Here is a 23,376-nt window from a genome sequence, read left to right on the forward strand (position 1 = left end):
AGGAGATCCGCCGGACTGGGGCTAGATCTCCGCCTTTTCGCCGACGAGGTTGCCCTTCATGAGCCACGTCGGGCCTTCGGCGTAAGCGCTGACGTCAGCGAAGAATTCCGCGAAGTAGGGGCCGGTCGCGTGCGTGTTGAAAGCGTCGGCGTCGGCGTAGACCTCGTTCAAGTAGATGAGGTTGGGGTCCGCCTCGTCAGCGATGACTTCGAAGCGATGAGATCCGGGCTCATTCGCGAGCGACTCGCGCGCTGTCTTCCGAGCTGCGCGAACGAAGTCCTCCCGACGCTCCGGCTGGACAGTGAACGAAACGAGAAACTGGTACATGATGCTCACTCCTCTGACCCCGAGGCTGGGTAGTTCACTGACTGAACTGCCTTCTCAGAAACCGTAACACGCGCCAGTTCGTTGAGTGAACTGAGCTGTTACGGTGGAGCCATGTCCTTGCCCAACACTTACGCAGACCGCAACTGTTCACTGGCGCGGACCCTGGAGGTTGTCGGGGAGCGGTGGACGCTTCTGATCGTGAGGGACGCGTTTTATGGTGTCCGCCGGTTCGGCGAGTTCGTCACCCAGCTCGGGATTCCGCGGGCCGTCCTGACGAACCGGCTGAAGTCGCTGGTGGGCGAAGGTGTCCTCAGCCGTCACGACGAAGCGACCGGCATCGAGTACCGACTGACCCCCAAGGGCGTCGCCCTGTGGCCAGTCCTGCATGCTGCGATGAACTGGGGGGAGGCGTACTACTCGCCGGCCGGAGCGAAGCGGGTGCTGCGCCACGCACAGGACGGCGGACTTATCGGCCCCGGCGGCCAATGCCAGGAATGCGGCTCAGCTGTCCCGGTGCCGGATGTCCACGTCGAGCCGGGTCCCGGATTCCAGGAGGAAGGCCCGGACCAGGACGTCGTGTCCCGGGCGATCAACACGCCGCGACGCTTGCTCGAACCGCTCGCGACGTCCCGGGCTCCCGGCTGACCCGGGCCCCGGACCGCTCGATCGAAGAAACACGCGTGCGGAAGGCGCACGGGAGCCCACGCGGCACGCGCGGCTCACCCCTCGGCGAGTTCGGTCAGGGCGTCGAGACGGGTGGGCGTCCAGCCGAGCTCACGACGCGCCCGGGCGCCGCTGAACTGCTGGTCGAGGGCGAATGCCTCGGCGATCGGCCCCATCCGCCGGACGGCCTCCTGGAGAGTCAGCGATTCGATCCTGCCGGGGTGTCCGGCGGCGTGGCTGAGCGCCTGGGTGACGTCCGCCAGCGGAAGGTTCTGGCCACTGACTCCGGCGTAGACGGAACCGGCCGGGGCGTTCAGGGCCAGGACGTACAACTCGGCCAGGTCGTCGACGTGGACGAGCGCCCAGTGGTTGAGGCCGTCCCCGATGCGAGGCACGGCACCTGCGGCGCGTCCCGGCTCGACGAAGAACGCCTGCGCGAGTCCGCCGGAGCGGCCGTAGACCAGCCCTGGCATCACCACCACCGGGCGCTCCCCGGTGGCGGCGCGGGCCAGCACCAGCTTCTCGTTCTCCGGCCGCCAGGCGGTGATGCGCGGCGGGCTCAGCGGGGCGTCCTCGTCGACGACCCCGTCGGTGTCGCCGTACACCCACACGCCGCCCGTGTGCACGTAGGGGCGCTCTCTCACACCGTCCTGAAGTGCCTTCGCCGCTGCGCGGTCGACGTCTGCGGTGCCCTCGGCGTACGCCACGCCGAGGTGAATGACCCCGTCGGCCGCACGGGCTGCCTCACGGAGGACATCGGTGTCGGTGAGCGCCCCCTCAACCGGGACGGCACCAAGGTCGGACACGGTGCGTGCTGCTTGCCGGCTGCGCGCCAGCGCGGTTACACCGATGCCGTGCCTGGTCAGTGCCCGGATGGTGGAGCGGCCGATATAACCGGAGCCGCCGGTGATGAAGATCTGCATCGCTCTCACTGCCCTTGTCGGTGGCGGAGGTGGGATTTCGCCGCTCCTCCATCCTGACCCCGTGCCGCAGTCGCATCCAAGATCTCTTCGGCCGGTGGTGATGCCCTCAGGGCACCAGTACTCGGCAGTGGCGATGTCGGCGAACTCCGCGAGCAGTCGAGAACGGGTCCCGCGCTCCGGGCGAGGCGAATTCCTCGCGCGGGCCGATTTCGGCGAAGACCGACAGCCGGGGCCGCCCGTCTCCGCACCGACTGAAGCAGCACCGGGCCCGTGGCCGCTGTCCTTCGGATCGGGCCGGGCACTGACGAGAGCGGTCTGGTAGGCGATGAAGACGAGCTGGGCCCGGTCCCGGGCGTGCAGTTCCTGACTGACGGCGTCCGCCGCGAACGGGCTGACCGCGCTCGCGACCTGGGAACCCTTGTCGGTCTCGGCGACGAAGTCATCGGGCGTTGGCGCCGTTGGCGTCCAGCGCCATCGGAAGGCACCACGGCCGAGTCGATACAGGAAGGTAGCCACGAGAACACATCTCCAGGTCAGGTCTTGGGTACGCAGCCAGACTCGCCTCCGGGCCCCCTCCACGTCGTCGTGCGCCTGCCGTGACTGCGCACTGGTGCGCTCGGCGGAGAGCGCGAGTCGCCTTCGCGCGGGTTGGACACCGGGGACCGCCCGACCGGCCGGGCAGGGGACGGGTATTCCTCATCCGTACTCCGGAACACGGCAACACGGTTTGACCTGAAGGTTGGTTGAGGTTCTACGGTCCTCCCATGAGTATGGAGTCCACAGCCTGGACGCAGTTGCACAACGTCATGAACGCGCACTCCGAACGCCGGCCGTTCGCCCGTGCCACCCTCCGGAGAATCGCCGGCTTTGCCCGGCCGCACCGCCGCCGCATCATCCTGTTCGTCCTGCTCGGGGTCGCCACCGCGCTGCTCGCGGTGGCGACCCCGGTCCTCGCGGGCCGTGTCGTCGACGCGATCGTGTCCGGCGGTGACGAGCGGCTCGTGGTTCAGCTCGCTCTGCTCATCGCATTCATTGCGGTCGCCGAAGCCGGTCTCGGCCTCCTCGGCCGCCGACTCTCCGCCACCCTCGGCGAAGGGCTGATCCTGGATCTGCGGATCGCGGTCTTCGACCACGTCCAGCGCATGCCCGTCGCCTTCTTCACCCGTACCCGTACCGGAGCCCTGGTCAGCCGGCTCAACAACGATGTGATCGGCGCACAGCGCGCCTTCAGCAACACGCTCTCCGGTGTCGTCAGCAATGTGGTGACGCTGCTGCTGACCCTCGCCGTGATGCTCACACTCTCCTGGCGCATCACGCTCCTCGCGCTCGTCCTGCTGCCCGTGTTCGTGATGCCCGCGCGCCGGATGGGCACGCGCATGGCGAGGCTCCAGCGGGAGGCGGCCGACCTCAACGCCGCCATGGGCAACCGGATGACCGAGCGGTTCTCGGCACCCGGCGCAACCCTGATCAAGCTGTTCGGGCGGCCTGCCGACGAGTCCGCGGAGTTCGCGGCGCGGGCCCGCAGAGTACGGGACATCGGAGTCCGTACGGCTATGGCCCAGTCCACGTTCATCACCGCCCTGACACTCGTCTCCGCCCTGGCCCTCGCGCTCGTCTACGGGCTCGGTGGCTCCTACGCCCTGCGCGGCAGCCTCGACCCCGGCGCGGTGGTCGCGCTCTCCCTGCTTCTCGTCCGCCTGTACGCGCCGCTGACCGCGCTCGCCGGCGCGCGCGTCGAGGTGATGAGCGCCCTCGTCAGCTTCGAGCGGGTCTTCGAGATCCTCGGTCTCAAGCCCCTCATCGTGGAGCGACCCGACGCCCAGCGGGTTCCCGACGGGCCCGTCTCCGTCGAGTTCGACGCCGTACGCTTCGGTTACCCCTCCGCCGACAAGGTCTCCCTGGCCTCGCTGGAAGAGGTCGCCTCGCTCGACACCCGCGGCGGCGCCGAGGTGCTCCACGGCATCTCGTTCCGCGCCGAGCCCGGCCAGACGGTCGCCCTCGTGGGCTCGTCCGGCGCGGGCAAGTCGACCATCGCGCAACTGCTCCCGCGCCTCTACGACACCGACGCGGGCGCCGTCCGTATCGGCGGTGTCGACGTACGCGACCTGTCGGCCGAGTCACTGCGCGCCACGCTCGGCATGGTCACCCAGGACGGTCATCTCTTCCACGAGTCCGTTCGCGCGAACCTGCTGCTCGCCCGGCCCGAAGCCACCGACGACGAGCTGTGGGACGTCCTGGGCCGGGCCCGCCTCAGCGGTCTCGTCCGGTCACTGCCCGACGGGCTCGCCACCGTCGTCGGCGAGCGCGGCTACCGGCTCTCCGGCGGCGAACGCCAGCGCATGACCATCGCCCGGCTGCTGCTCGCCCGTCAGCGTGTCGTGATCCTCGACGAGGCGACCGCACATCTCGACAACACCTCCGAGGCCGCGGTCCAGGCGGCGCTCGCCGAAGCTCTGGAAGGCCGGACCGCCGTCGTGATCGCGCACCGGCTCTCCACCGTACGGGCCGCTGATCTGATCCTCGTGGTCGAGGACGGCCGGATCGTGGAACGGGGCACACACGTAGACCTTCTCCGTGCGGAGGGGCGCTACGCGGAGTTGTACCGCACGCAGTTCGAGGGTGGAGAAGCGGGTGGATACGTCGCGCGCGACCGGGATCCGGGCAAGCTTGAGCTCTGTGACCTCCCGCCCTGCCGGGACCTCGGCGCGGGAGGCGGCGCGGACGTCGCGCGTACGGCCGGGTAGGGCGGGCCGCCGCAACGGCCGGCTTCCGCGCTCCACGATCTCGCGTTTCCTCTGGGGTGGTCAGTCGTTGATCAGTCAGCGCCTGAGCAACTGTTGCGTATACCGCTCCGGATCGCTGCGTCCCAGTACACGAACCGCAGGGATTGAGCCATGCTCCTGGACTCCGACCTCCTCCCCACGATCCCACTCACGGGCCGGCTCACTCCGGAGGTGCTCGAGCGGGCCGCTCTTCCCGTCCACTTCGAGCCCGGCCCGGAGGTGCGCCAACGGGTCGCCGAATGCCGTGAGTTCACTCTGCTGGCCATGGGGGACGGGCAGCAGGTGTACGGGGCGACCACCGGGTTCGGCCCGCTCGTGGGCTTTCCCGGCCGGGACAACGGCGCCGAGCAGTGCGACAACGCGCTCAACCATCTGGTGGCCGGGCAGGGCGGGGACCTGGCTCCCGCTGTCGTGCGCGGCGCGCTCACCGTCCGGCTCTGGTCGCTGTCCCAGGGCCGTTCCGGTGTCTCGCCCGAGGTGATCGACGCGCTCCGCGCGGCCCTGCGAACCTCCTTCGCACCCGCGGTACCGACATACGGATCGGTCGGTGCCAGCGGAGATCTGATCCCGCTGGCCTACGCGGCACGAGCCCTGCGCGGTCAAGGGCACGCCTACCTCGGCGGGGAGCGCCTCCCGGCGGACGAGGCGCTGCGCCGTGCCGGTCTGCGTCCGCTGGAGCTCGACGGACGCGACGCGCTCGCCCTGGTCAACGGAACGTCGGTGACCGTCGCCGCGGCCGGTCTGGCACTTGTCGGGATCCGGCGCTCGTACGAGGCCGCGCTCACTCTCAGCGCCTGTCTCACCGAACTGCTCGGTGCCGCACCCGCCTTCCTCGCTCCGCAACTGCTCCGGGCGTACGGGCACCCCGACGCCGCGCACGCGGCCGCCGCGCTGCGCGAGCGGCTCGAAGGCGGTGTTCCCTCGGGTGACCGGCCACTTCAGGAGCCGTACAGCATCCGCTGTACGCCGCAACTGCTGGGTGCCGCCAGGTCCTCGCTCGGGCACGCGGCGCGGGTCATCGCTGATGACCTCGCCGGGGTCAGCGACAATCCGCTCTTCTTCGCCGAGGACGGCCTGGTCGCCCACGGCGGCAACTTCTTCGGGCAGCCGGTGGCCTTCGCCGCCGACCTCCTCTCGATCACCGCGACACAGATGGGCAACCTGGCCGAGCGCCAGCTCGATCTGCTGGTCGATCCGCACCGCAACGGGGGACTGCCGCCGATACTGGCCGTCGAGCCGGGCCGTCAGCACGGGGTGCAGGGCGTCCAGTTGGCCGCGACCGCCACGGTGGCCGCGATGCGCCGGGAGGCCGTTCCGGCGTCCGTGCAGAGTCTGCCGACCAACGGCCACAACCAGGACGTCGTGCCTTTCGGTACGCAGGCCGCTCTCACCGCCCTGGCCCAGGCGGAGCGGCTGCGCTGGCTGCACGGCTCGCTGGCCGTGGCCGTACGGCAGGCCGCGCATCTGTCCGGGCGCCGGTCGGCCGCTCCGCGGTGCGCCGATGTCGTGGATCGCCTGATCGCGGCGATCCCTCCGGTGGACCCCGACCGGCCGCTCGATGTCGAGGTGCGGCGTGCCGCCGATGTCCTGGACGAGTTCAGCCGTATCGCCGACGCCGACGCCGAGGGCGAGGTGCGGTGCTCATGACCGAAGCCGTCACCCCCGCCGTCGAGTTGGCCGCCAGAATCCGCGCCGTGGTCGAGGGGGCACTGGGGCGGTCGCTGGACGACTGGCCCGCCGACGTGTCGCTCACCGAGTTCCCGAGCGCAACCTACGACAGCCTCATGCAGTTGGAGGTCGCCACTCGGCTTGAGCGTGAATTCGGCCTGGAGACAGGGGCGTTGGACATGAGTGATGTCGGCTCGCTGGACGCGGTCGCGGCCCGGCTCGCCGAATTGGGCGGCCCTTCATGACCACAACTCCCGACCCGTACACCGAGCTTGTCTTCGACGCGCTGTGGGACACGCCCGGCATCGGCTCGGCCCCGGCCGGGGCCGAGCCCCCCGCCGCGCCGTGGCACCTCCCGTGGGACCGCCTCCCCGCGGCGGACGCCGCGGCTGTCCGTGCGGGACTCGAATCCCGAAGTTATGTATTCCGCACGTCAGGCAGCACCGCCGAGCCCGTGAGCCGCACCCTGTCCGGCTCCCGGCTGAGCGCCGACGGCACACAACTCGCCCGCCTGGTGCACCCGTACGCCCCGCAGGCCGTTGTCAGTTTCGCACCGGTCCGGCACGCTTACGGGGCCTCGGCGACGATGCTCCTGCCCGCGGTGACGGGACTGCCGGTGTGGTTCTGGCCGACGTTCGACTGCCCGCCGCCGATCGTGCCGGCCGCCCGGATCGTCGTGGTCGCCATCCCGTGGACCTTCCGCATCCTGGGCCGGCACCCACGCTGGCTGGCTTCCTTCGAGCACATCACGTTCCTGCACAGCTCCGCCGAACTCCCCCCTGAGGCTGCGGAATTGTGCGACGGCGAGCGCACCGCCGTCGTGGAGGTACTGGGCTCCACCGAGACCAGCGCGGTCGCCCACCGACACGGCTGGGACCCGTCGGGCCCCTGGACCCTGTTCGACGACGTGGCGTTCGCACGCACCCCCGACGCCGAGTCCGGCCCCGCGCAGGCCGGTGACGGTGTTCCTCTGACGGTGTCAGGCCCGCGACTGGCCGCCCTCCCCGACGGCAGTCACCCGGCCTGCCACGAACTGGACGATCTGATCCGGCCTCTGGACGACCGGCGCTTCCTGCGGCTGGGCCGCAGGGCCCACTTGGTGAAGGTCAACGGAGTCCGGCACGACCTCAACGGGATCGCCGCCCGGCTCCGTACGGCCCTGGACTGTGCGGACGTGGCCTGCGTACGAGTCCCCGACCCGCTGCGCGGAGAGACCTACGACGTACTGGTCGCGGGCGGTACCGGACTCACCGAGGACGCGGTGCGGGCCACCGCGCGCAGCCTCGGCGCGGCGCCACGGGAGATCAGGATGGTGGATCGCGTCCCCCGCAGCTCCCTGGGCAAGCCTCTCGCGCCCCGGACGACCCCATGACCGCGCCGGCCGCCATCGCGGGCGTCGCGGTGACCGGGATCCATCTCGCATGCGCACTGGGTGACACCCCCGCCACCGTGTGGACGGGAATCTCCGGAGCCCTCCCGGGACTCACGCGGCGCGCGGAGCGCCACACCTGCGGTCTGCTGGCGCGGGACGGCAGTGAGGACACCGTACGGCTGGCAGTACGACACGCTGTCGCGGCCTGGGAGCAGGCCGGGCTCGCCAGGCTCCCGGAGGCCGGCCCGTCCGCCGGGCGGGTCGCTTCCGGGCCGGTTGTTCCCCAGCGGGTCGCTCTCGTGCTGGGAACCACCGACTGGGGAGCCGCGGACTTCGGGCACCACCTGCCGGCGAACCGGGAACAGGCGCTGGCACGGCCCCACACCACGGCGGACGCGATCGCCGCGGCGCTCGGGCTGACAGGGCCGCGAGAGGTCTTCGTCAACGGCTGCGTCGCCTCCGCCTGCGCGCTCGGGCGCGCCACCGAACTGATCCGCGCGGGAAGGGTCGACACCGCGCTAGTGGGCGGAGTCAACGTCCTCGACGACTCTGTACTCGCGGCCTTCGACAGCTGGCGGGCCCTGGACCGCGGCCCGTGCTCCCCGTACGACCGCAGCGCCGGCACCAGCCTCGGAGAGGGCGTGGCCTTCCTCGTCCTGGAGGACGCGGCGGCGGCCGAGCGGCGAGGGGCGGAGCCGGCCGGATACCTGACCGGTCACGCACTGACCGGCGACGCCCACCACATCACGGCGCCGCACCCGCAGGGCGAGGGCCTGCGCAGGGCGGTCTCCGCCGCGCTCGCCGACGCCGGTCTCACGCCGGACGAAGTCGGCTACATCAACGGCCACGGGACCGGCACCCGGGCCAACGACACCGCCGAACTGGCCGCCCTGGCAGCCGTGTTCCCGAGCGGAACGACACTGAGCAGCACCAAGTCCCAGACCGGCCATACGCTGGGCGCCTCAGGTGCCCTGGAAGCGGCCGTCACGCTGCTCGCCCTCCAGCGCGGCGTTGTGCCCCCCACCCTCGACGGCGCCCTGGGCCCGGCCGCCGACCCGCCGACCGACTCTGTCACGCCGGCAGCCGAAGATCTCTCGGGGCCCACGGCCCGCGGCGAAGCACAGGACACGACCGACTTCCGCCACGCCGTCAGTGTCTCCGTCGGCTTCGGCGGACAGAACGCCGCTCTCGTATTCGCCGCCGCCCGGCCCCCGGTGAGGCTGTCGAAACCTGCCGCACGGGAGGTGATGGTCACCGGCGCCGGAGTCATCACCCCGAGCGCGTACGGACGTTCGGCGTTTCTCGCCCACCTGCGCACCGCCGGACCCGCACCGCTCGAACCGGCACGTGAGGCAGTACTCGACGAGGACGAGCTGGCACCTCATATCCCCTCGGCGCTCTGGACCAGGCTCGACCCCTTCGGCCGGATCGTGCTCGCCGCCGCCGGCCTCGCCCGGACAGACGCGTTCGGCGAGGACCCGCCCGCCGGGGAACGCGTCGGAGTGGTCATCGCCACCGCCTCCGGTCCGGTCACCACGCACACCGCCATGGCGGAACTGCATGCCCGGGGCCTGACCCCCAGCCCGCTGCTCGCTCCCAATTCGGTCGCCGCGGTCCACGCCGGGCACGCGGCCATGGCACTCGGCGCCCGAGGCCCGGCGGCGGTCGTCAGCGCGGGGGACGCCTCCGGTCTGCTCGCGCTGGGCCAGGCCGCCGACCTGATCCGTCACAACCACGCCGACACGGTGTACGTCATCGCCGCGGACGAGGCGGCTCCCGCGCTGCGCGCCGCCTTCGCCCACCACGGGCTGCTCAGCAAACACACCGGCCGTCCGTACGATCTCGACGCCGACGGGGGAGTGCTCACCCCGGCCGGGGTTGCCCTGGTCCTCGAGTCCGCCGGGCAGCCGGCCCGTCGAAGCCTCCGGACGCTCGGCAGCGTGCTCACGTGCGCCAACGCCGGGGCGCCCGTCGAGCCCGGCGGCGTCGAGGCGTCCGGCGAAACACTGGCACGGTGCCTCACCGAAGCCGCGACCCGCTCCGGCCTCGTACCGGGAACACCCCTGCACCTCTACGGCACCTCGTGGGGGAACCCGGCTCTCGACGAGGCCGAAGCCCGCGCACTCGCCACGGTCCCCGGTGCCGTACTACCGACGAACATCACCGGCATCACCGGCCACACCCAAGCCGCCGGGGGGCTGCTCGCCGTCCTGGCGGCTCTGGAAGCCTGCACGGACCCGGCCGTCGGCCGGCGCCCGCTCACCGGAACCCGGCGCCCGCTCCCCGAGATCACCCGCTCCCTCAGCCACCCCGGCCCCGCCCGCGCCGCCCTGGTGACCGCGACCAGTTGGGGCGGCACATGCGCGGCGGCAGCCGTACGCGCACCCGCTTGACACGTCACTCCTCCCGAAAGCGACGACCGTCGATGACCGCTGTCCCGCCTGCTGTACTCCTCCCTGTCACGTCATGGTGAGCGTCTCCCCGACCGGCTCAGCCCCGACCGGCTCGGCCCCGACCGGCTCGGCCCCGACCGGCCCCGCCCCGACGGTCACGCTCTCGCCGCTGCTGCTGCCCATGCCGGACGAGGAACCAGCCAACTGCTCCCACCCCGACTGCCCGGATCTGCTGCGCGTCGAGCTGTCCGCCCTGCGCCACGCGCTGTCCGGTGAGCCACCGGCGACCCACATCGCACCCTCCGATGAGGTGGACCGGGCCCGCCACCGGTGGTTCGTCGGCCACCATGCCGCCTTCGCCGTATGGCAGTTGCAGGCCCGCGCCCTGCACGCCGTCGCGGCGACCCCGGAGCCCGCGGCTCAGCCGGCGGTCATCAGGGCGGCGACCCTGTACGACGCCTACTCCGTGCTCTTTCTCTACTCGGGCAGTTGCTCGCCCGAGCTCTACGCCGCTGTCGTACGCCCTCACATAAGCGCGGCGCACCCCGCGTTCAGCGGCGCGTGGGCCCGTGACCACGCCGCGGTTCCGGCGGCCCTGCGCGTTGTCCGGGCCCGCCACCCCGCCGCCCTTCTCGCTCCGCTGACCCGCGCCGTCCGGGACAATCAGCGAGCACACATGGCGGTGGCCGGGAAACTCGTACCCAGCGGCGCTTCCCTGCTCCAGCAGGCCGGGCGGCACCCCGCCAACATCACCACCGCCGCCGAACACGACCTGTACGACGCGTACTTCCGCGTGCACCGGCAACCGGTCTGCCGTCTCGGCTACGAGACGCAACTGGTTCGCCGCCTCGCTCAGTGCGCGAGCGACATCATTGGGTACGGCCTCGGCCCGAACCCGGACGGATGCCCCGAACGCTTCACGCACGACGCGCTGTCCCTCCTCACGGCTCCCGCCGAGCACATCGCGGCACGGCAGGCACCAACTCCACCCCTGACGAAGGAAGTCACGACATGAGCAGCCCCGCGGACCAGATCAAGTCGGTCCCCCTCACCCCCGCCCTGTACGACTACATCGTGGCCCAGGCAGAGCCGCCCACCCCCGTCCTGGAACGGCTGATCGCCCGCACCCGGGCACTCGGCGGGCCCTCCCAGATGCAGATCCCCCACGAGCAGGGAGTCCTGCTCACCCTGCTGGCCCGGCTCACCGGCGCGCGCCGCATCGTCGAGGTGGGCACCTTCACTGGTTACTCGACCCTTGCTCTGGCCGCGGGGCTGGCCCCCGGCGGCACCGTCCTGACCTGCGACATCTCCACGGAATGGACCACCATCGCCCAGGACGCGTGGGAGGAGGCCGGCCTCAGGGACCGTATCGATCTCCGCATCGCCCCGGCCCTCGACACCCTCCGGGCCCTGCCCGCCGAGCCGTATATCGACGTCGTCTTCCTGGACGCGGACAAGACGGGCTACCGTGCCTACTGGGACGAACTCGTACCGCGCGTACGTCCGGGCGGGCTCCTCCTCGCCGACAACGTGCTGTACGGCGGTGCGGCGGCGGACGCCGACGCCGAGGGCAACGGCCTCGCGATCCGTGAGTTCAACACCCATGTCCGTGCCGACAAGCGGGTCGAGTCCCTCCTCCTGCCGATCGCGGACGGCCTGACCATCGCCCACAAACGCTGACCATCTTCCAGGGCCTCCGAGGGCTTGCCCGGTGACGTCGAGCGGTTCGCGGTCAGGCTCGCGGATCTTCCGGCCGGGGCTGCGGGGGCCTTGCGATCTGGTGGCTCCTGCGGCACTTCGGTCAGATGGCCCGGCTGCCGGTCGTGGTGATGCGTGTGACGGCTTCCAGGGTCAGGGCGTGGTTGTGGGGTTCCTGGGCGAGGGCGCGGTGCAGGGTCAGGCCCTCGATGAGGGCGTCGAGTTGACGGGCGGTGTCCGGGTCGAAGTGCTTCTCCAGGTGGGTGCGGCTGCGGGCCATCCACTCGTGGGTGAGTTCCCGGTAGGAGGGCTGCCGGGCGGCGAGGGTGTACAGCTCCTGGGTGAGGACGAGGTCGCGCCGGCTTCCGTCGGACAGGGTGTGGATCAGGCCGGCGACCGCGGCTCTGGCCTGGTCACGGTCGGCCGGGGCGCTGAGGTAGGTGTCGAACAGCTCGACGATCTGGTCGGTGAAGCGGCGGAACGCCTCCCGCAGCAGTTGGTCGATGCCGCTGAAGTGGTAGGTCATCGAGCCCAGGGGCACTCCGGCGCGGGCGGCGATCTTCCGGTGGGAGACGCCGGCGACTCCCTCGTCGGCGATGAGGTCGAGGGTCGCGGCGAGGATGCGTTCGCGGCGCTGGGGGTCCGTGTGTCCGGTGGCCATGGGTGTGCGGGCTCAGAGGGTGCGGAGCGGGCGGACGAGGTTACCGGCGGCTCCGACGTCCGGGGGGTCGCCCGCCCGCGTGCGCTCCGGGTTCGTGCGCGGGGCCTCGGTGAGGTGGTCCGTCGTCGGCATGCGTGCGAGCCTACACGCGAGAGCGTACGAACGTACCTTCTGGTCGGTTTCGCCCCTTGTGCGGCCTGGGTGGATGTGTCGCTCAGCGCCGCCGGGGCTGGAGCACTCCGGCGAGGAGTACGACGAGTACGCCGGCCAGGGGGACCACCAGAAGGCCCAGCCGGAGGCTGGTGCTGTCGGCGGCGAGTCCGACCAGGGGCGGGGAGAGCAGGAAGCCCAGGCGCATGAGCCAGGAGACGATCGTCAGGCCCGAGCCGGGTTTGAGGCCGGGCAGTGCGTCGGCTTCGTGCATCGCGGCGGGTACCAGGGTCGCGACGCCGAAGCCGGCGGCGGCGAAGCCGAGGAGGGTGCCGGGGAGGGTGGGCACGGCCAGGGCCAGGCCCATGCCTGCTGCGGCGATCAGGCCGCCGGTGCGGGCCACGGTGCGCTGACCGAAGCGGTCGACGAGGCGGTCGCCGATGAGGCGGCCGACGAACTGGGCGCCGACCAGAGCGATGTAGCCGGTCGCCGCGAGTGCCGCGGAGGCGTGCAGGGAGTCGGAGAGGTAGAGGGCGGCCCAACTGTTGCCGGCGTCCTCGACGAGTGTGCCGGCGGTGGCGATCAGGACGAGGGCGACCAGGACGTACATCGTGCGGCGGGCGGTGCCGGTGTGGAGTGCGTCCTTGGGCTGGTGGTCCTCGGTCTCCGGTTCGGTGTCGGGGCCGGGCAGGCAGTACCGCAGGGCGAGGCAGGCCGCGGCGGCGAAGACGACCCCCGATATCGCCAGATGCTGCCCGCGCGAGAGGCCCAGCGCGATGGCGCCGGCGGCCATCGCGCCGCCGGTGACCGCGCCGACGGACCAGGTGGCGTGGAAGGAGTTGATGATGGACCGCCCGTAGCGGCGCTGCACGCGCAGGCCGTGCGCGTTCTGCGCGACGTCCGTGAGCGCGTCCATCGCCCCGGCCAGGAACAGCGCCACCGCGAGCAGGGGCACCGATCCGGCGACACCCGCGGCGAGGGCGCCGGCGCCGGTCAGGAGAGTGCCGACGACCGCCACGCGCGCCGAGCCGTACCGGCGGACGAGCACTCCGGCAGCCGGTCCGGCCACGATGGCACCGGCCGGGAACGCCGCGACGGCCAGCCCGTAGACGGAGTTGCTCATCCCGAGGCCGGCCTTGATCTCCGGGTAGCGCGGCAGCAGATTGGCGAACAGGGCCCCGTTGGTGAGGAACAGCACGGCGACGGCGGTACGAGCCCGCCGCTCGACCGCGGAAGGCCGGACCAGTGTGTCGACTGTCATGTGCGCGACCCTACAGGGGGAGCGTACGAACGTACACTCTGGGTCGGGGCGCCTCACCGGACGCGGTTCACCCGCCGCGTGACCTGGAAGCCACCCGCTGCGGAGGCCGGCGAACGCGGCCGGACTGCGTCCCGAACGCCATGAGCTCGCCGACGCCCGCCGGCCGAGGGCTGGGGTCCTTGGCCGGGCGTTTCGTTGGGCTGGACAGGACATGGCCGACCGGCTTCAGCCGTGTCCGCGGGAATCATCGCGGGCGGAGCCGAGTTGGCCGCTGTGACGACGATTACCAGCAGGTGAACCGCGGTCCGCCGCGGGGAGGGGGCGGGAGCCGATGAGCCTTCGTCAGTACGAGTACGCCCTGGCCGTTGCGGAGCAGGGCTCGGTGACGGCGGCGGCGGAACTGCTGCGCGTCGCTCAACCGTCGGTGTCCCAGCAGATCCGCGGCCTGGAGCGGGAACTCGGCGTGGAACTGTTCGCCCGTACGCCGACCGGGCTGGTGCCCACCGCGGTCGGTCGCGCGTTCCTGCGGGAGGCGGAGGTCGCGGTGAGCGCGTCGCGGCGGGCGAGGGCGACGGCGCGGGCCGGTGCCGACGAGCTGGTGGGCGAGCTGGTGGTCGCGGTGCAGATGGGCTTCGGCACGCGGCAGCTGCCAGGCGCGCTGGGCGCGCTGCGCCGCCGCTTCCCGCGGCTGGAGGTCACCGTCTTCGAGGAACCGAGCTCCGCCGAGCTGGAGCGGCTGTGCCGCCGGGGTGTGCTGGACCTCGCCCTGATGGCGGCGTGCGAGCGGAGCCCCGCCGACGCCCACCACCTCGGCGACGAGGAGCTCGTCGTGGTGCTGGGCGCCGGACACCGGCAGCTCGCCGCGGACCGGGTCGAGCTGCGGGAGCTGGAGGGGGAGCCGTGGGTGAGGTTCGACCGCGACAGCGCGCTCGACGGCGTGCTGCTGAACGTGCTGCGGGACAACGATCTGCCCCCGACCACGGCCGCCCGCGTTACCCAGACGGCGACGGCCGTACGCTGGGCCGCCCACGGATTGGGCGCGGCGCTCGTCCCGGCCGCCGCAGTGCCCCACGGTCACGAGCACCTCGCCCGCCCCGTGTTCCCGGTCGTCTCCCAGCCCGTCATCGCCGTGGTCCGGCAGGGCGCGGGCCCGGCGGAGACTGCCCTGCTCGAACTCCTGCGTCAGGAGACCTGGCCGGAGCCCGCTTCCGTCTCACCGGTGCCCTGACAGCGAGAGGGAAGCGGGGGCGGCCGAATCCCTTTTCGAGCAGCCAATGTCCCGTAATGCCCCGCGAGTCGATGACGGAACGGCACGTCAGGGTCAGAGCTGGGTGGCGCCTCCGTCCACGGCGAACTCGGAGCCGGTGGTGTAAGTGGCATCGAAGGCGAGGAAAACGGCCGCCCTGGCGACCTCGTCGGGGGTGCCGAAACGCCGCATGGGATTGTCCGCGACCCGCTCCGCCTTGAACTGTGCGGCGGCCTCTTCGGTCATCATGGCGTCCAGAATTCCCGTGTCGATGGGACCGGGGCTGACCGCGTTGACACGAATCCCGCGCGAAAGCAGCTCGCGGGAGAGGCTGCGGGCCATCGAGCGCAGCGCAGCTTTGCCGGCCGCGTAGACACTGGTCTCCGGCATGCCCATGACGTTCGCGACCGAGGTGGTGAGGACAACGCCGGCTCCCGTGCTCAGCAGCGCGGCGAGCCTCTGCACGGTGAAGAAGGCGCCCTTGACGTTGATCGCGAACAACTCGTCGTACACCTCCTCTGTCACCGACTCGAAGGGCGTGAGGGTTGCTATACCGGCGTTGACGAACAGGGCGTCGATCGCGCCGAGTTCGCTCTTCACGCGGTCGGCCAGAACATCCAGGTCGGACAGTGAGGCCACATCGCCTCGGACGGCCACCGCGTTGTTGCCGAGCCGCTCCCGCGCGGCGTCGAGCGTCGCCTGAGAACGACCGGTGATCACGACGCGCGCTCCGCCTTCCACCAGCAGTTTGGCCATCGCGAATCCCATGCCGCTTGCGCCACCCGTGATCACTGCATTCTTTTCACTGTACCTACCCATGCCAGAATTCATTCCCTCTCTCACAGTGCCCCGGCGTAAGCCCACGAACGCAATTGTCTGAACTGGCTTTTCCGAATTCCGTCGGCGTCAGCCCATGGGGAATTCTCCGCCGTCCACGATGAGCTTCCGCCCGGTCAGCCAGCTCGCCCGGCGGGACGCGAGGAACATCACCGCGTCGGCGATGTCGTCCGGCCGGCCGTCGCGCCCCAGCGGCGGGCTGTCGTCGGCGTTGATCTCGGCTCGCGCCGCACCCGTGCTCGCGGATACCTCCGCCCACTGCTCCCGCGTCGCTTCGCCGCCGGGAGTGGCCGTTCTGCCGGGCGCCACGGTGTTGACCCGGATCCCGAACGGGGCCAGCTCCAGGGCCAGGCCTCGGCTGTAGTTCTCCAGCGCCGCCTTCGCCGTGGTGTAGTGCAGGATGGTCCTACCGGGGTGAGGACCGCGGCCGAGGACAGATGCACGATCGTCCCCGAACGCCGTTCCCGCATCCCCGGTACCAGCAGTGAGTCCAGCCGCACCGATGCCAGGAAGTTCAGGTCAAGCGCGTTCTGCCACTCCTCGTCGGGGATGGCCGTGGCGCCTTGGTGCGGTCGCGCCCCACCCGCGTTGTGGACCAGGACGTCCACCCCGCCGAGCACCTCCTGCGCGGCCGCGGCGATTGCCTCCGCTCCGGCTCGTGTCGAGACGTCGGCCTTCACGAAGGTGGCCCCCTCCGGCACCGTGCTCGTCGCCGACCTGGCGGTCGTGAGCACCTCGGCGCCCGCGTCCAGGAGTTGACGCACGACGGCCGCTCCGATTCCGCGCGTACCACCCGTGACCAGGGCTCGCTTTCCCGCGAGTTCCCGCGTTTGTGATCCGTTTTCGATCGTGGTCATGCCACCGGTCCTCTCGATTGCGTTTTTGTCCACTCGACGGAAATGAAACAGACGTGCCGGAGTGCGAATCTTCGGAGAATTCGCAGTAAGCACCTCGTCGAGCTGTTTCACCGTACTTCTGGAAAATGGCGAGAGGCAAAGACGAAATTCAAGTAGGTGGTATAGGGGATTCCTATGGCGTTTCGGTTCGGACCTCACCACCAGCTGCTGCGCATCCCTGCGGCACGCTGCGCAACCTCGCGGGGTCCGTGGCGCATGGGGCGACGACCGTGCTCGCCCGTGGGCTACGGCCTGTCGTTTGGATCAGGCCCTAGACGCCGGTCTGTCCGTCGACGAGTTCGCGCACGACATCGAGGTGACCGTTGTGGCGGGAGATCTCTTCGATGAGGTGGAGGACCACCCAGCGCAGGTCCACGTGGCGGCCGTCGCCGATAGGGCGCTCGGCCGTTGAGTTCAGGTCGCGGTCGGCCACCAGGCGGCGATAGCGGGCGCTCTGTTCCTCGTACTCGGCGAGAAGTTGGGGCAACGGGACGTCGACCGCCGTCCGCATCTCGGGGTCGGGATCGGCGTCGGTCGCCGCCGTGAGGGGCCCCTCGGGCTCCTCACCGAGATACATCACCTGGACCCAGTGATGCTCGACCCATCGCAGGTGGCTGATCAGCCCGCACATCGTCATCAACGGTGAATTCGGGAGCGGTGCCTTGCGGGCGTCTTCCTCGGACACGCCCTCGCACTTGGCTCGCGCCGTCTCACGGGCGTATTCCAGAAAGGTGGCCAGCTGCGTACGTTCGTCCCACGTAGGGGGTGTATCGGTTCGTTGTGTCATCGCGGGTGAGGTTCCCACAGCTCGGAGGCGGTGTCGCGTGATTATGAAGCCGCGCGGGCCTCCGGCGGATCACGAGGTCAGTAGGGTCGGACCATGATCAATGTGCAGGTCCGCTCCGAGAGCGGCACGATCGAGGCCCGTGCTCAGCACGGTGTGGTCTGGGGTCCGGAGCTGGCCGGTCTCGACCAGTCGGTGTTTCCGATGCTGGGGCACCTGTTGCCGTACGCGGATACCGTTTTCAACCACCGGCAGGTGTCCACCCTGCTGAGGGAGATACCGCGACTGCCTCCGGGCGTGCTGACCGACGAGTTCGCGCGCGAGGTCCTCGAGTTGGGTCGGACGGTTCTCGACGGGGAGCACTTGTATCTGTGGTTCCTCGGGGACTGAGGCAGCAGGTTTCCTCAGGCCCGGAGCCACAGTCGGGCGGCTGCGGCTGCGGTTGTGACGGTGCGAAGTGAACGTGCCCGGTTTGCTGGATCCGTCAGTCCGTCCGACCGGTGTCGGCACCGTGACACCTCGTCGAAACCGGGTACAACCATCCGTGCCGTTCGGGGGTCTACCAAGTGTGAGCAAACCGCTCTCGGAGTAACAAGGGGGAAATTATGGGAATCACGCGTAATGCCGCGGCTGCGGGAACGTTAACCGCACTGGTGATCGGCGCCACCGCCACATTCGGTGCCACCGCCCACGCCGCGCCCAACGTCACGCCGCAGGGAGTCTGTGGCAGCGCCTACAAGACCGTGAACTCGGCTCCCATCGGTTCGCTCGGCACGGTCTACCTCACGTACAACTCCTCGAACGGCAAGAACTGCGTCGCGACCATCCGCTCCAGCCCGGGCACCGCCAAGAACATGTCGGCGTACATCTACGTGCCCGACACCGGCGAGTGGGCCGAGGACTTCGGGAACTTCACGTCGTACGCGGGTCCGAGCCGTGTCTACGGCAAGGGCTACTGCGTGAGCTGGGGTGGCAACATCGCCAACGTGTACGTCTCGGTGGACAACTCCAACTGCGCGGCTCTGAAGGAGCACCGGGTCACCACCATCCGCTGACCCCGGCTCAACCCCGCGGGAAATCACGGCGGTTCGGCCGGCCCGAGTGGACCCGGGTCGGCCGAGCTGCCCCAGAATTCACCCTGCGCCCGTTGGCGTACGTCTCGCGCCGTTGTGGCGTCCAGTCGCCGGCGACTTCGTGCACGCTTCGGCGCGCGGCGCCTGCGCGTAGGCGCCGCGCACGCTACCGCGACCCGCCGGTCGTCGGTACGGTCACGAGGAGCCGGGTGCCGCGGGTCCGGTCCGAGGACGGGCCCGTCTCGATCGCGAACTCGCCCGGCTCCACAGCGCGCTCCCACCCGCGAGTGACGGACGCCAGGGTCCGCGCCCCCACCCGGAAGCAGACCTCGGCCGCCTCCCCGGGCTCGAGCACGACCCGGGCGAAGCCGCGCAGTTCCCGCACGCGCGGCCACGACGTGCCGCCGACCACCCGGCGCACGTACAACTGCACCGTCTCCCGAGTGGACCGGTCGCCCGTGTTGCGGACCTCGACCGTGCACAACAGCGGCTCCCCCGTCCCGGCGGACGAGCCGCCGACGAACTCCGCCGCCGCGACGGACGCGCGGGACAGCCGGGGTTCGCCGTACTCGACCGTCGTGTAGCCCAGCCCATGGCCGAACGCGTGACGCGCGATGGCGGGCTGGTCGACGTAGCCGCGGTAGCCGTGGTCCTTCCCGTTGTAGAACACGGGCAACTGCGCCGCCGACCGGGGGACCGAGACGGGCAGTCGGCCCACGGGTTCCGCCGCGCCGAACACCACGTCAGCCACCGCGCGCCCGCCCCACGGGCCCGGGTACCAGGCGCTCAGCACCGCCCCGGCCCGGTCCGAGAGATCCGGCAGGGCGTGCGGACGTCCCTGGACCAGCACCACGACGACAGGGGTCCCCGTCGCCGCGACCGCTTCGAGCAGCGCCGACTGCCCTTCGGGAAGCCCGAGTTCGGCCAGGTCCACGCCCTCCCCGCAGGTCATCTCCACGGGGTTGCCCGATGAGACGACCGCCGCCCCGTTGGCGTCGAAGCGCGTCCCCGACTCCCGCGCGCTCGAACCGCCGAGCACCACCACCGCGACATCGGCACCCGCGGCCAGAGCTACCGCCCCGGGCAGGGCCGACAGGTCACCGCCCACGAGATCGCAGCCCCGGGCATGAACGACCGTCACGCCGTCCGGAGCCCCGGCCCTGACCCCGTCGAGGACGCTGATGCCCGTGCCGGGCCACTGGGGCGCGGTGTAGTCGCCGATCTGCTGCGGTACGGAGTCGGCGTTCGGACCGATGACCGCGACCCGCCGGACGCCGCCGGTCAGCGGGAGGGTCACGCCGTCGTGCGCGAGCAGGGTGACGGATTCCCGGGCGATGCGCTCGCTCAGGTGCTCCGGCCCCGGAGCCGGCGCGCGCTCCCCGGTGTACGGGTGCTCGAACAGGCCGAGTCGGAACTTCAGTGCGAGGACCCGCCCGACCGCCGTGTCGAGCGTGCGCTCGTCGACCAGCCCACGCCGCACGGCCTGCTCCAGCCGGGGGAAGCAGTCGTCCCACAGACTCAGGTCGGTCCCCGCCTCCAAGGCCGTCGCGCCGGCCGCCACCGGGTCCCCGGCCAGCCGCACCAGACGGTCGAGCGCGAGTCCGTCGGCCATCACCAGACCGGTGAACCCCCAGCGTTCGCGCAGGATCCCGGTCAGCAGCTCCCGGTTCGCGGCACAGGGGACGCCGTCGAACTCGTTGTACGCCGCCATGACCCCCGCCGCCCCGGCGCGGACCCCCGCCAGAGCGGCCTCCAGATGGATCTCGTGCAGCTCACGGGCGCCCAGCTCGGTGGCCGCACTGTTACGGCCGCCGACCGTGGCACCCTGCCCGGCGAAATGCTTGAGCACGACAGCGGCCCGGTCCGGCCCGATGCGCTCACCGGGCGGTCCCTGGACGCCGCGTACCAGTGCTTCGGTGAACCGTGCCGCCAGGTAGGGATCCTCGCCGAAGCACTCCTCCGCGCGGCCCCAGCGTGGATCCCGCACCAGGTCGAGCGCGGACACCAGCGCCACATGACCGCCGCGTGAGCGGAGCTGCGCGGCGGCGAGGGCGACGGCCTCCTCGTACAGCTCCGGGTTCCAGGTGGCGCCGACCGCCAGATTGACGGGCAGCAGCGTGCCGTCCAGCGCCTGGAGGCCGTGCGGCATCTCCTCGACCAGCAGGACGGGAATGCCGAGACGGGTGTTCTCCACGACGTGCCGCTGCACGTCGTCGCAGACCCGGGCACCGTCCGCCGCGCCGATGCCCGTGGCCGCCGTCACGCCCGACCAGGGGTCGGCGCGCTGCAACCCGTACAGCGCGCCCATCCCGTCGTACGCGGCCACTTCCGTCCGGAACGCCTCGGTCAGCCGGTGGCCCGAGGGGGTGCGTTCGTACGCGTCCCACCCGTACATCCGCTGGTTGACCTGGCCCACCTTCTCGGTGAGCGTCATCCGCGCCAGCAGGTCACTCACCCGGCCGGCGACGGGCGCCGTGGGATCCCGGAAGATCGGCTCGGACATCGGGTGGCTCACTTTCACGTGACAGGAGGGGTGGGTGCGCCGGTACGGCAACACATCCGGTGGGCAGACCGGTTCGCGCCGGGCCCGGAGACACGTGGCCGTGGCCTCGGCCCCGGCACGAACGCGGCCGGTCGGCGCAGTTCGGGTCAGCGCAGTTCGAGGACGCGCACCCCGTACGGGGCGATCACCACGTCCCGCACCGGCTCGCCGCCGCCCGGCTCGCGCAGCTCCCCGTCCGCCGACGGACGGACCGTCAGCTCCTCGCCCGACTGGCTCACCAGCCACACGTAGCGGACGCCGTCCTCCCGGACCAGGGTGTCGGCGGCGACGTACGGCGTGTCGACCGTCACCGGCCGTGCGGCCCCGGCGAGTTCGGCGAGCGCCGCGTACAGCCGGTGCGTCTGCTCGGGGTTCGCGCGGGCCGTGCGGGCGGCCATGTGCTCCAGCGGGTAGGTGGCCAGGACCGTACGGCCCTCGCCCGTCTCGTGGCACAGCAGCGCCGGGCGGCCGTGCGCGTCGGTGGCGACGACGCGCGCACCGGCCGGTACGACGGGCAGGTAGGCGCGGCTGTCCTCGTTGCCGGCGACCGGGAAGACCAGAGTCTCGCCCGCGGCTATCGAGCCGAAGTCCTCGGCGAACGTCATCTCCAGGACGTCGTCCTCGATCGGCTCCGCGACCCCGTAGGAGAGCTGGAGCTCCACACCGAACAGACCGTCCAGGTCGTGGAACCACGGACCGCGTGTCGCCGGGTGCTCGCCCGAGCAGAACGACAGGTAGACGGTGGCGCCCTCACGGACCCGCCGCTCCAGCACCCGCCGGGTACGGGTGGTCAACTGCCGTGTCGAGGGCAGCAGATACAGCGCGGCGTCCTCCGGCAGCCCGTCCGCCTCCCGGGCGAACGCCACGGGCAGGTCCGCGCCGCGCGCGGCCACGTACCCCTGGTGCAGCGAAGTGAAGATCAGCGGCCGGTCGGCGGGCCGGCTGTAGGGGTAGCCGCGCTCCAGGAAGGCGGGCACGACCAGGGCGGTGTCGGCGTCCGTCCGGCGGCAGCGGGCGAAGTCGACCCGCTTCAGCACCTCGGCGAAATCGGCCAGCTCCCGCAGCGGCTCCTTGGGCCGGCCGGTGTGGTCGGTGATCCCGAAGTGCATCTCGAAGGGGTGGTGGTCGTACGGAGACTGCTCCCACAGTTCGTCGTAGTCCGTGTTGTTCCAGGCGATCCAGCCCGTGGCCCCGCCTAGCAGCGAATTGTGGAGGGTCTGCCGGTAGAACACGCCCGCGTTCGCCGCCGACACCGTGTCGGTCGACAGCCCGAACTCCTCCAGCACGACCGGCTGGCCGGTGACGGCGGCGAGCTCGCACTCGAACGCGGCACGGTAGTGCTGGCGCGCCCGGTCGGTGTCCGAGCGGTAGACGTGCGGCCCCACGAAGTCCACGTACTCGGCGGTGTCGCGCAGCGAGAAGCCGTTGTCGCGGCCCGTCACCTCGATGCCCCACGCGCCGTCCCCGAGCGACACGGGCTGGGTGCCGCCCGCCGCCCGCACCGCGTCGCACATGAACTGCGCCCAGGCGGTGACGACATCGCTGGAGGGCGGGTCGACCTGGTAGATACGGCCGTAGCCCGGCATCTCGTTGGTGATCAGCCAGCCGGTGACCGCGGGATGGTCCTTGAAGCGGCGGGTCATCTGGGAGACGAACCACGCCTGCCGCCCGACGAGCCACACGTCCTCGTACAGATCACGGTCCCCGCGCCAGGCGGGATCCCAGTTCTCGCCCGACATGTGGCCGACGATGAAGGTGGGAACGGTCCCCATCCCCGCCTCTGTGTGGGCGTCCAGGAAGTCACGGAAGCGGTCGCACAGTTCCTCGTCGATCCGCCCCGGCTCCGGGTGGAAGTCCGGCCAGTAGAAGAAGGACCGGGTCATGTTCAGCCCGTGGTCCCGCAGGACGGCCAACTCCTCGCGGACCGTCTTCGGCTCGTAGTTCCGCCACATCAGCGGACCACCGGTGCGGGACCAGAAGTTGGCGCCGAGCCAGGGGAGGACGGCGGAGTCATGGGTGAGCTGGGCGCTATGGCGTCGCATGGTCTTTCTCTGACCTCTTCGAAGTGCGGGGGTGGGGCCGGTGCGGCCGGCGCAGGG

General features: G+C 71.1%; 19 protein-coding genes and 1 pseudogene. 11 read left to right on the plus strand and 9 right to left on the minus strand.

The window, feature by feature from the left end; all coding sequences use genetic code 11:
* Positions 1-21: 21 nt before the first annotated feature.
* Positions 22-327 carry a putative quinol monooxygenase gene (locus ACFWHU_RS35375; protein WP_385795436.1) on the minus strand — a complete coding sequence of 102 codons (306 nt, stop codon included), beginning with the start codon at positions 325-327 and terminating at the stop codon, positions 22-24.
* Between the two features lie 111 nt (positions 328-438).
* Between ACFWHU_RS35375 and ACFWHU_RS35380 the strand changes: the two genes are divergently transcribed.
* The gene (locus ACFWHU_RS35380; RefSeq protein WP_387230179.1) at positions 439-972 is read left to right on the plus strand and encodes a winged helix-turn-helix transcriptional regulator; all 534 of its coding nucleotides are present in this window, start codon (positions 439-441) and stop codon (positions 970-972) included.
* 74 nt (positions 973-1,046) lie between these two features.
* On the opposite strand, the gene ACFWHU_RS35385 is transcribed toward ACFWHU_RS35380, so the two are convergent.
* Positions 1,047-1,913 (minus strand): NAD-dependent epimerase/dehydratase family protein, encoded by an 867-nt coding sequence (locus tag ACFWHU_RS35385; protein ID WP_385795441.1) that lies wholly within the window; start codon positions 1,911-1,913, stop codon positions 1,047-1,049.
* 770 nt (positions 1,914-2,683) lie between these two features.
* Here ACFWHU_RS35385 and ACFWHU_RS35390 point away from each other — a divergent pair.
* From ACFWHU_RS35390 to ACFWHU_RS35420, 7 genes are all read left to right on the plus strand, one after another.
* Entirely contained in the window at positions 2,684-4,657 is a 1,974-nt protein-coding gene (locus ACFWHU_RS35390; RefSeq protein ID WP_387230247.1) for an ABC transporter ATP-binding protein, read from the plus strand.
* A 150-nt stretch (positions 4,658-4,807) separates the two neighbouring features.
* On the plus strand, positions 4,808-6,343 hold the full coding sequence (hutH, locus tag ACFWHU_RS35395; RefSeq protein ID WP_387230181.1) for a histidine ammonia-lyase: 1,536 nt from the start codon (positions 4,808-4,810) through the stop codon (positions 6,341-6,343).
* Entirely contained in the window at positions 6,340-6,609 is a 270-nt protein-coding gene (locus ACFWHU_RS35400) for an acyl carrier protein (RefSeq protein WP_385795450.1), read from the plus strand. Before hutH ends, ACFWHU_RS35400 begins: the two co-directional genes overlap by 4 nt.
* Positions 6,606-7,736, plus strand: a complete 1,131-nt coding sequence (locus ACFWHU_RS35405; RefSeq protein ID WP_387230184.1) for an AMP-binding protein — start codon at positions 6,606-6,608, stop codon at positions 7,734-7,736. The genes ACFWHU_RS35400 and ACFWHU_RS35405 overlap by 4 nt, the downstream gene beginning before the upstream one ends.
* Positions 7,733-10,129 (plus strand): beta-ketoacyl synthase N-terminal-like domain-containing protein, encoded by a 2,397-nt coding sequence (locus ACFWHU_RS35410; protein ID WP_387230186.1) that lies wholly within the window; start codon positions 7,733-7,735, stop codon positions 10,127-10,129. The genes ACFWHU_RS35405 and ACFWHU_RS35410 overlap by 4 nt, the downstream gene beginning before the upstream one ends.
* Before the next feature lie 73 nt (positions 10,130-10,202).
* Positions 10,203-11,144: a hypothetical protein gene (locus ACFWHU_RS35415; protein WP_387230188.1), complete on the plus strand. Its 942-nt coding sequence runs from the start codon at positions 10,203-10,205 to the stop codon at positions 11,142-11,144.
* Positions 11,141-11,809: an O-methyltransferase gene (locus tag ACFWHU_RS35420; protein WP_387230190.1), complete on the plus strand. Its 669-nt coding sequence runs from the start codon at positions 11,141-11,143 to the stop codon at positions 11,807-11,809. Before ACFWHU_RS35415 ends, ACFWHU_RS35420 begins: the two co-directional genes overlap by 4 nt.
* 121 nt (positions 11,810-11,930) lie before the next feature.
* Here the strand turns inward: ACFWHU_RS35420 and ACFWHU_RS35425 are convergent, their stop codons facing one another.
* Positions 11,931-12,488 carry a TetR/AcrR family transcriptional regulator gene (locus ACFWHU_RS35425; RefSeq protein ID WP_385795460.1) on the minus strand — a complete coding sequence of 186 codons (558 nt, stop codon included), beginning with the start codon at positions 12,486-12,488 and terminating at the stop codon, positions 11,931-11,933.
* Positions 12,489-12,702: 214 nt separating this feature from the next.
* A complete protein-coding gene (locus ACFWHU_RS35430) occupies positions 12,703-13,899 on the minus strand; it encodes an MFS transporter (RefSeq protein WP_387230192.1) in 1,197 nt (398 codons plus the stop codon).
* A gap of 331 nt (positions 13,900-14,230) precedes the next feature.
* On the opposite strand from ACFWHU_RS35430, the gene ACFWHU_RS35435 reads away from it, so the two are divergent.
* Positions 14,231-15,127 (plus strand): LysR substrate-binding domain-containing protein, encoded by an 897-nt coding sequence (locus ACFWHU_RS35435; RefSeq protein WP_387230194.1) that lies wholly within the window; start codon positions 14,231-14,233, stop codon positions 15,125-15,127.
* Positions 15,128-15,220: 93 nt separating this feature from the next.
* Here the strand turns inward: ACFWHU_RS35435 and ACFWHU_RS35440 are convergent, their stop codons facing one another.
* The 3 genes and pseudogenes from ACFWHU_RS35440 to ACFWHU_RS35450 all read right to left on the minus strand — a co-directional run bounded on the left by ACFWHU_RS35440 (position 15,221) and on the right by ACFWHU_RS35450 (position 17,665).
* Entirely contained in the window at positions 15,221-15,964 is a 744-nt protein-coding gene (locus tag ACFWHU_RS35440; RefSeq protein WP_387230249.1) for an SDR family oxidoreductase, read from the minus strand.
* Positions 15,965-16,051: 87 nt separating this feature from the next.
* Positions 16,052-16,839: pseudogene (locus ACFWHU_RS35445) on the minus strand (oxidoreductase).
* Between the two features lie 310 nt (positions 16,840-17,149).
* Positions 17,150-17,665 (minus strand): DinB family protein, encoded by a 516-nt coding sequence (locus ACFWHU_RS35450; protein ID WP_385795469.1) that lies wholly within the window; start codon positions 17,663-17,665, stop codon positions 17,150-17,152.
* 93 nt (positions 17,666-17,758) lie between these two features.
* Here ACFWHU_RS35450 and ACFWHU_RS35455 point away from each other — a divergent pair, with 93 nt between their 5' ends.
* Together ACFWHU_RS35455 and ACFWHU_RS35460 are read left to right on the plus strand one after the other, a co-directional pair.
* On the plus strand, positions 17,759-18,052 hold the full coding sequence (locus ACFWHU_RS35455) for a hypothetical protein (RefSeq protein WP_387230196.1): 294 nt from the start codon (positions 17,759-17,761) through the stop codon (positions 18,050-18,052).
* A 215-nt stretch (positions 18,053-18,267) separates the two neighbouring features.
* Complete coding sequence (locus tag ACFWHU_RS35460) at positions 18,268-18,717, plus strand: spore-associated protein (RefSeq protein ID WP_385795475.1); 450 nt, start codon at positions 18,268-18,270, stop codon at positions 18,715-18,717.
* Between the two features lie 184 nt (positions 18,718-18,901).
* On the opposite strand, the gene ACFWHU_RS35465 is transcribed toward ACFWHU_RS35460, so the two are convergent.
* Both ACFWHU_RS35465 and ACFWHU_RS35470 read right to left on the minus strand, forming a co-directional pair.
* Positions 18,902-21,238, minus strand: coding sequence for a glycoside hydrolase family 3 N-terminal domain-containing protein (locus ACFWHU_RS35465; protein ID WP_387230198.1), 2,337 nt, complete (start codon positions 21,236-21,238; stop codon positions 18,902-18,904).
* 146 nt (positions 21,239-21,384) lie between these two features.
* Positions 21,385-23,319 carry a cellulase family glycosylhydrolase gene (locus ACFWHU_RS35470; protein WP_387230200.1) on the minus strand — a complete coding sequence of 645 codons (1,935 nt, stop codon included), beginning with the start codon at positions 23,317-23,319 and terminating at the stop codon, positions 21,385-21,387.
* Positions 23,320-23,376 lie beyond the last annotated feature (57 nt).

This window comes from Streptomyces sp. NPDC060366 (assembly GCF_042725135.1).
Lineage (GTDB): Bacteria > Actinomycetota > Actinomycetes > Streptomycetales > Streptomycetaceae > Streptomyces.

Excerpts from the sequence above, each read along its gene's own strand:
- ACFWHU_RS35410 (WP_387230186.1), top strand. The coding sequence starts at position 7,733 with ATGACCGCGCCGGCCGCCATCGCGGGCGTCGCGGTGACCGGGATCCAT.
- hutH (WP_387230181.1), top strand. The coding sequence starts at position 4,808 with ATGCTCCTGGACTCCGACCTCCTCCCCACGATCCCACTCACGGGCCGG.
- ACFWHU_RS35390 (WP_387230247.1), top strand. The coding sequence starts at position 2,684 with ATGGAGTCCACAGCCTGGACGCAGTTGCACAACGTCATGAACGCGCAC.
- ACFWHU_RS35420 (WP_387230190.1), top strand. The coding sequence starts at position 11,141 with ATGAGCAGCCCCGCGGACCAGATCAAGTCGGTCCCCCTCACCCCCGCC.
- ACFWHU_RS35385 (WP_385795441.1), bottom strand. The coding sequence starts at position 1,913 with ATGCAGATCTTCATCACCGGCGGCTCCGGTTATATCGGCCGCTCCACC.
- ACFWHU_RS35455 (WP_387230196.1), top strand. The coding sequence starts at position 17,759 with ATGATCAATGTGCAGGTCCGCTCCGAGAGCGGCACGATCGAGGCCCGT.
- ACFWHU_RS35435 (WP_387230194.1), top strand. The coding sequence starts at position 14,231 with ATGAGCCTTCGTCAGTACGAGTACGCCCTGGCCGTTGCGGAGCAGGGC.
- ACFWHU_RS35415 (WP_387230188.1), top strand. The coding sequence starts at position 10,203 with ATGGTGAGCGTCTCCCCGACCGGCTCAGCCCCGACCGGCTCGGCCCCG.
- ACFWHU_RS35450 (WP_385795469.1), bottom strand. The coding sequence starts at position 17,665 with ATGACACAACGAACCGATACACCCCCTACGTGGGACGAACGTACGCAG.
- ACFWHU_RS35440 (WP_387230249.1), bottom strand. The coding sequence starts at position 15,964 with ATGGGTAGGTACAGTGAAAAGAATGCAGTGATCACGGGTGGCGCAAGC.
- ACFWHU_RS35425 (WP_385795460.1), bottom strand. The coding sequence starts at position 12,488 with ATGGCCACCGGACACACGGACCCCCAGCGCCGCGAACGCATCCTCGCC.
- ACFWHU_RS35375 (WP_385795436.1), bottom strand. The coding sequence starts at position 327 with ATGTACCAGTTTCTCGTTTCGTTCACTGTCCAGCCGGAGCGTCGGGAG.
- ACFWHU_RS35380 (WP_387230179.1), top strand. The coding sequence starts at position 439 with ATGTCCTTGCCCAACACTTACGCAGACCGCAACTGTTCACTGGCGCGG.
- ACFWHU_RS35400 (WP_385795450.1), top strand. The coding sequence starts at position 6,340 with ATGACCGAAGCCGTCACCCCCGCCGTCGAGTTGGCCGCCAGAATCCGC.
- ACFWHU_RS35430 (WP_387230192.1), bottom strand. The coding sequence starts at position 13,899 with ATGACAGTCGACACACTGGTCCGGCCTTCCGCGGTCGAGCGGCGGGCT.
- ACFWHU_RS35460 (WP_385795475.1), top strand. The coding sequence starts at position 18,268 with ATGGGAATCACGCGTAATGCCGCGGCTGCGGGAACGTTAACCGCACTG.
- ACFWHU_RS35470 (WP_387230200.1), bottom strand. The coding sequence starts at position 23,319 with ATGCGACGCCATAGCGCCCAGCTCACCCATGACTCCGCCGTCCTCCCC.
- ACFWHU_RS35465 (WP_387230198.1), bottom strand. The coding sequence starts at position 21,238 with ATGTCCGAGCCGATCTTCCGGGATCCCACGGCGCCCGTCGCCGGCCGG.
- ACFWHU_RS35405 (WP_387230184.1), top strand. The coding sequence starts at position 6,606 with ATGACCACAACTCCCGACCCGTACACCGAGCTTGTCTTCGACGCGCTG.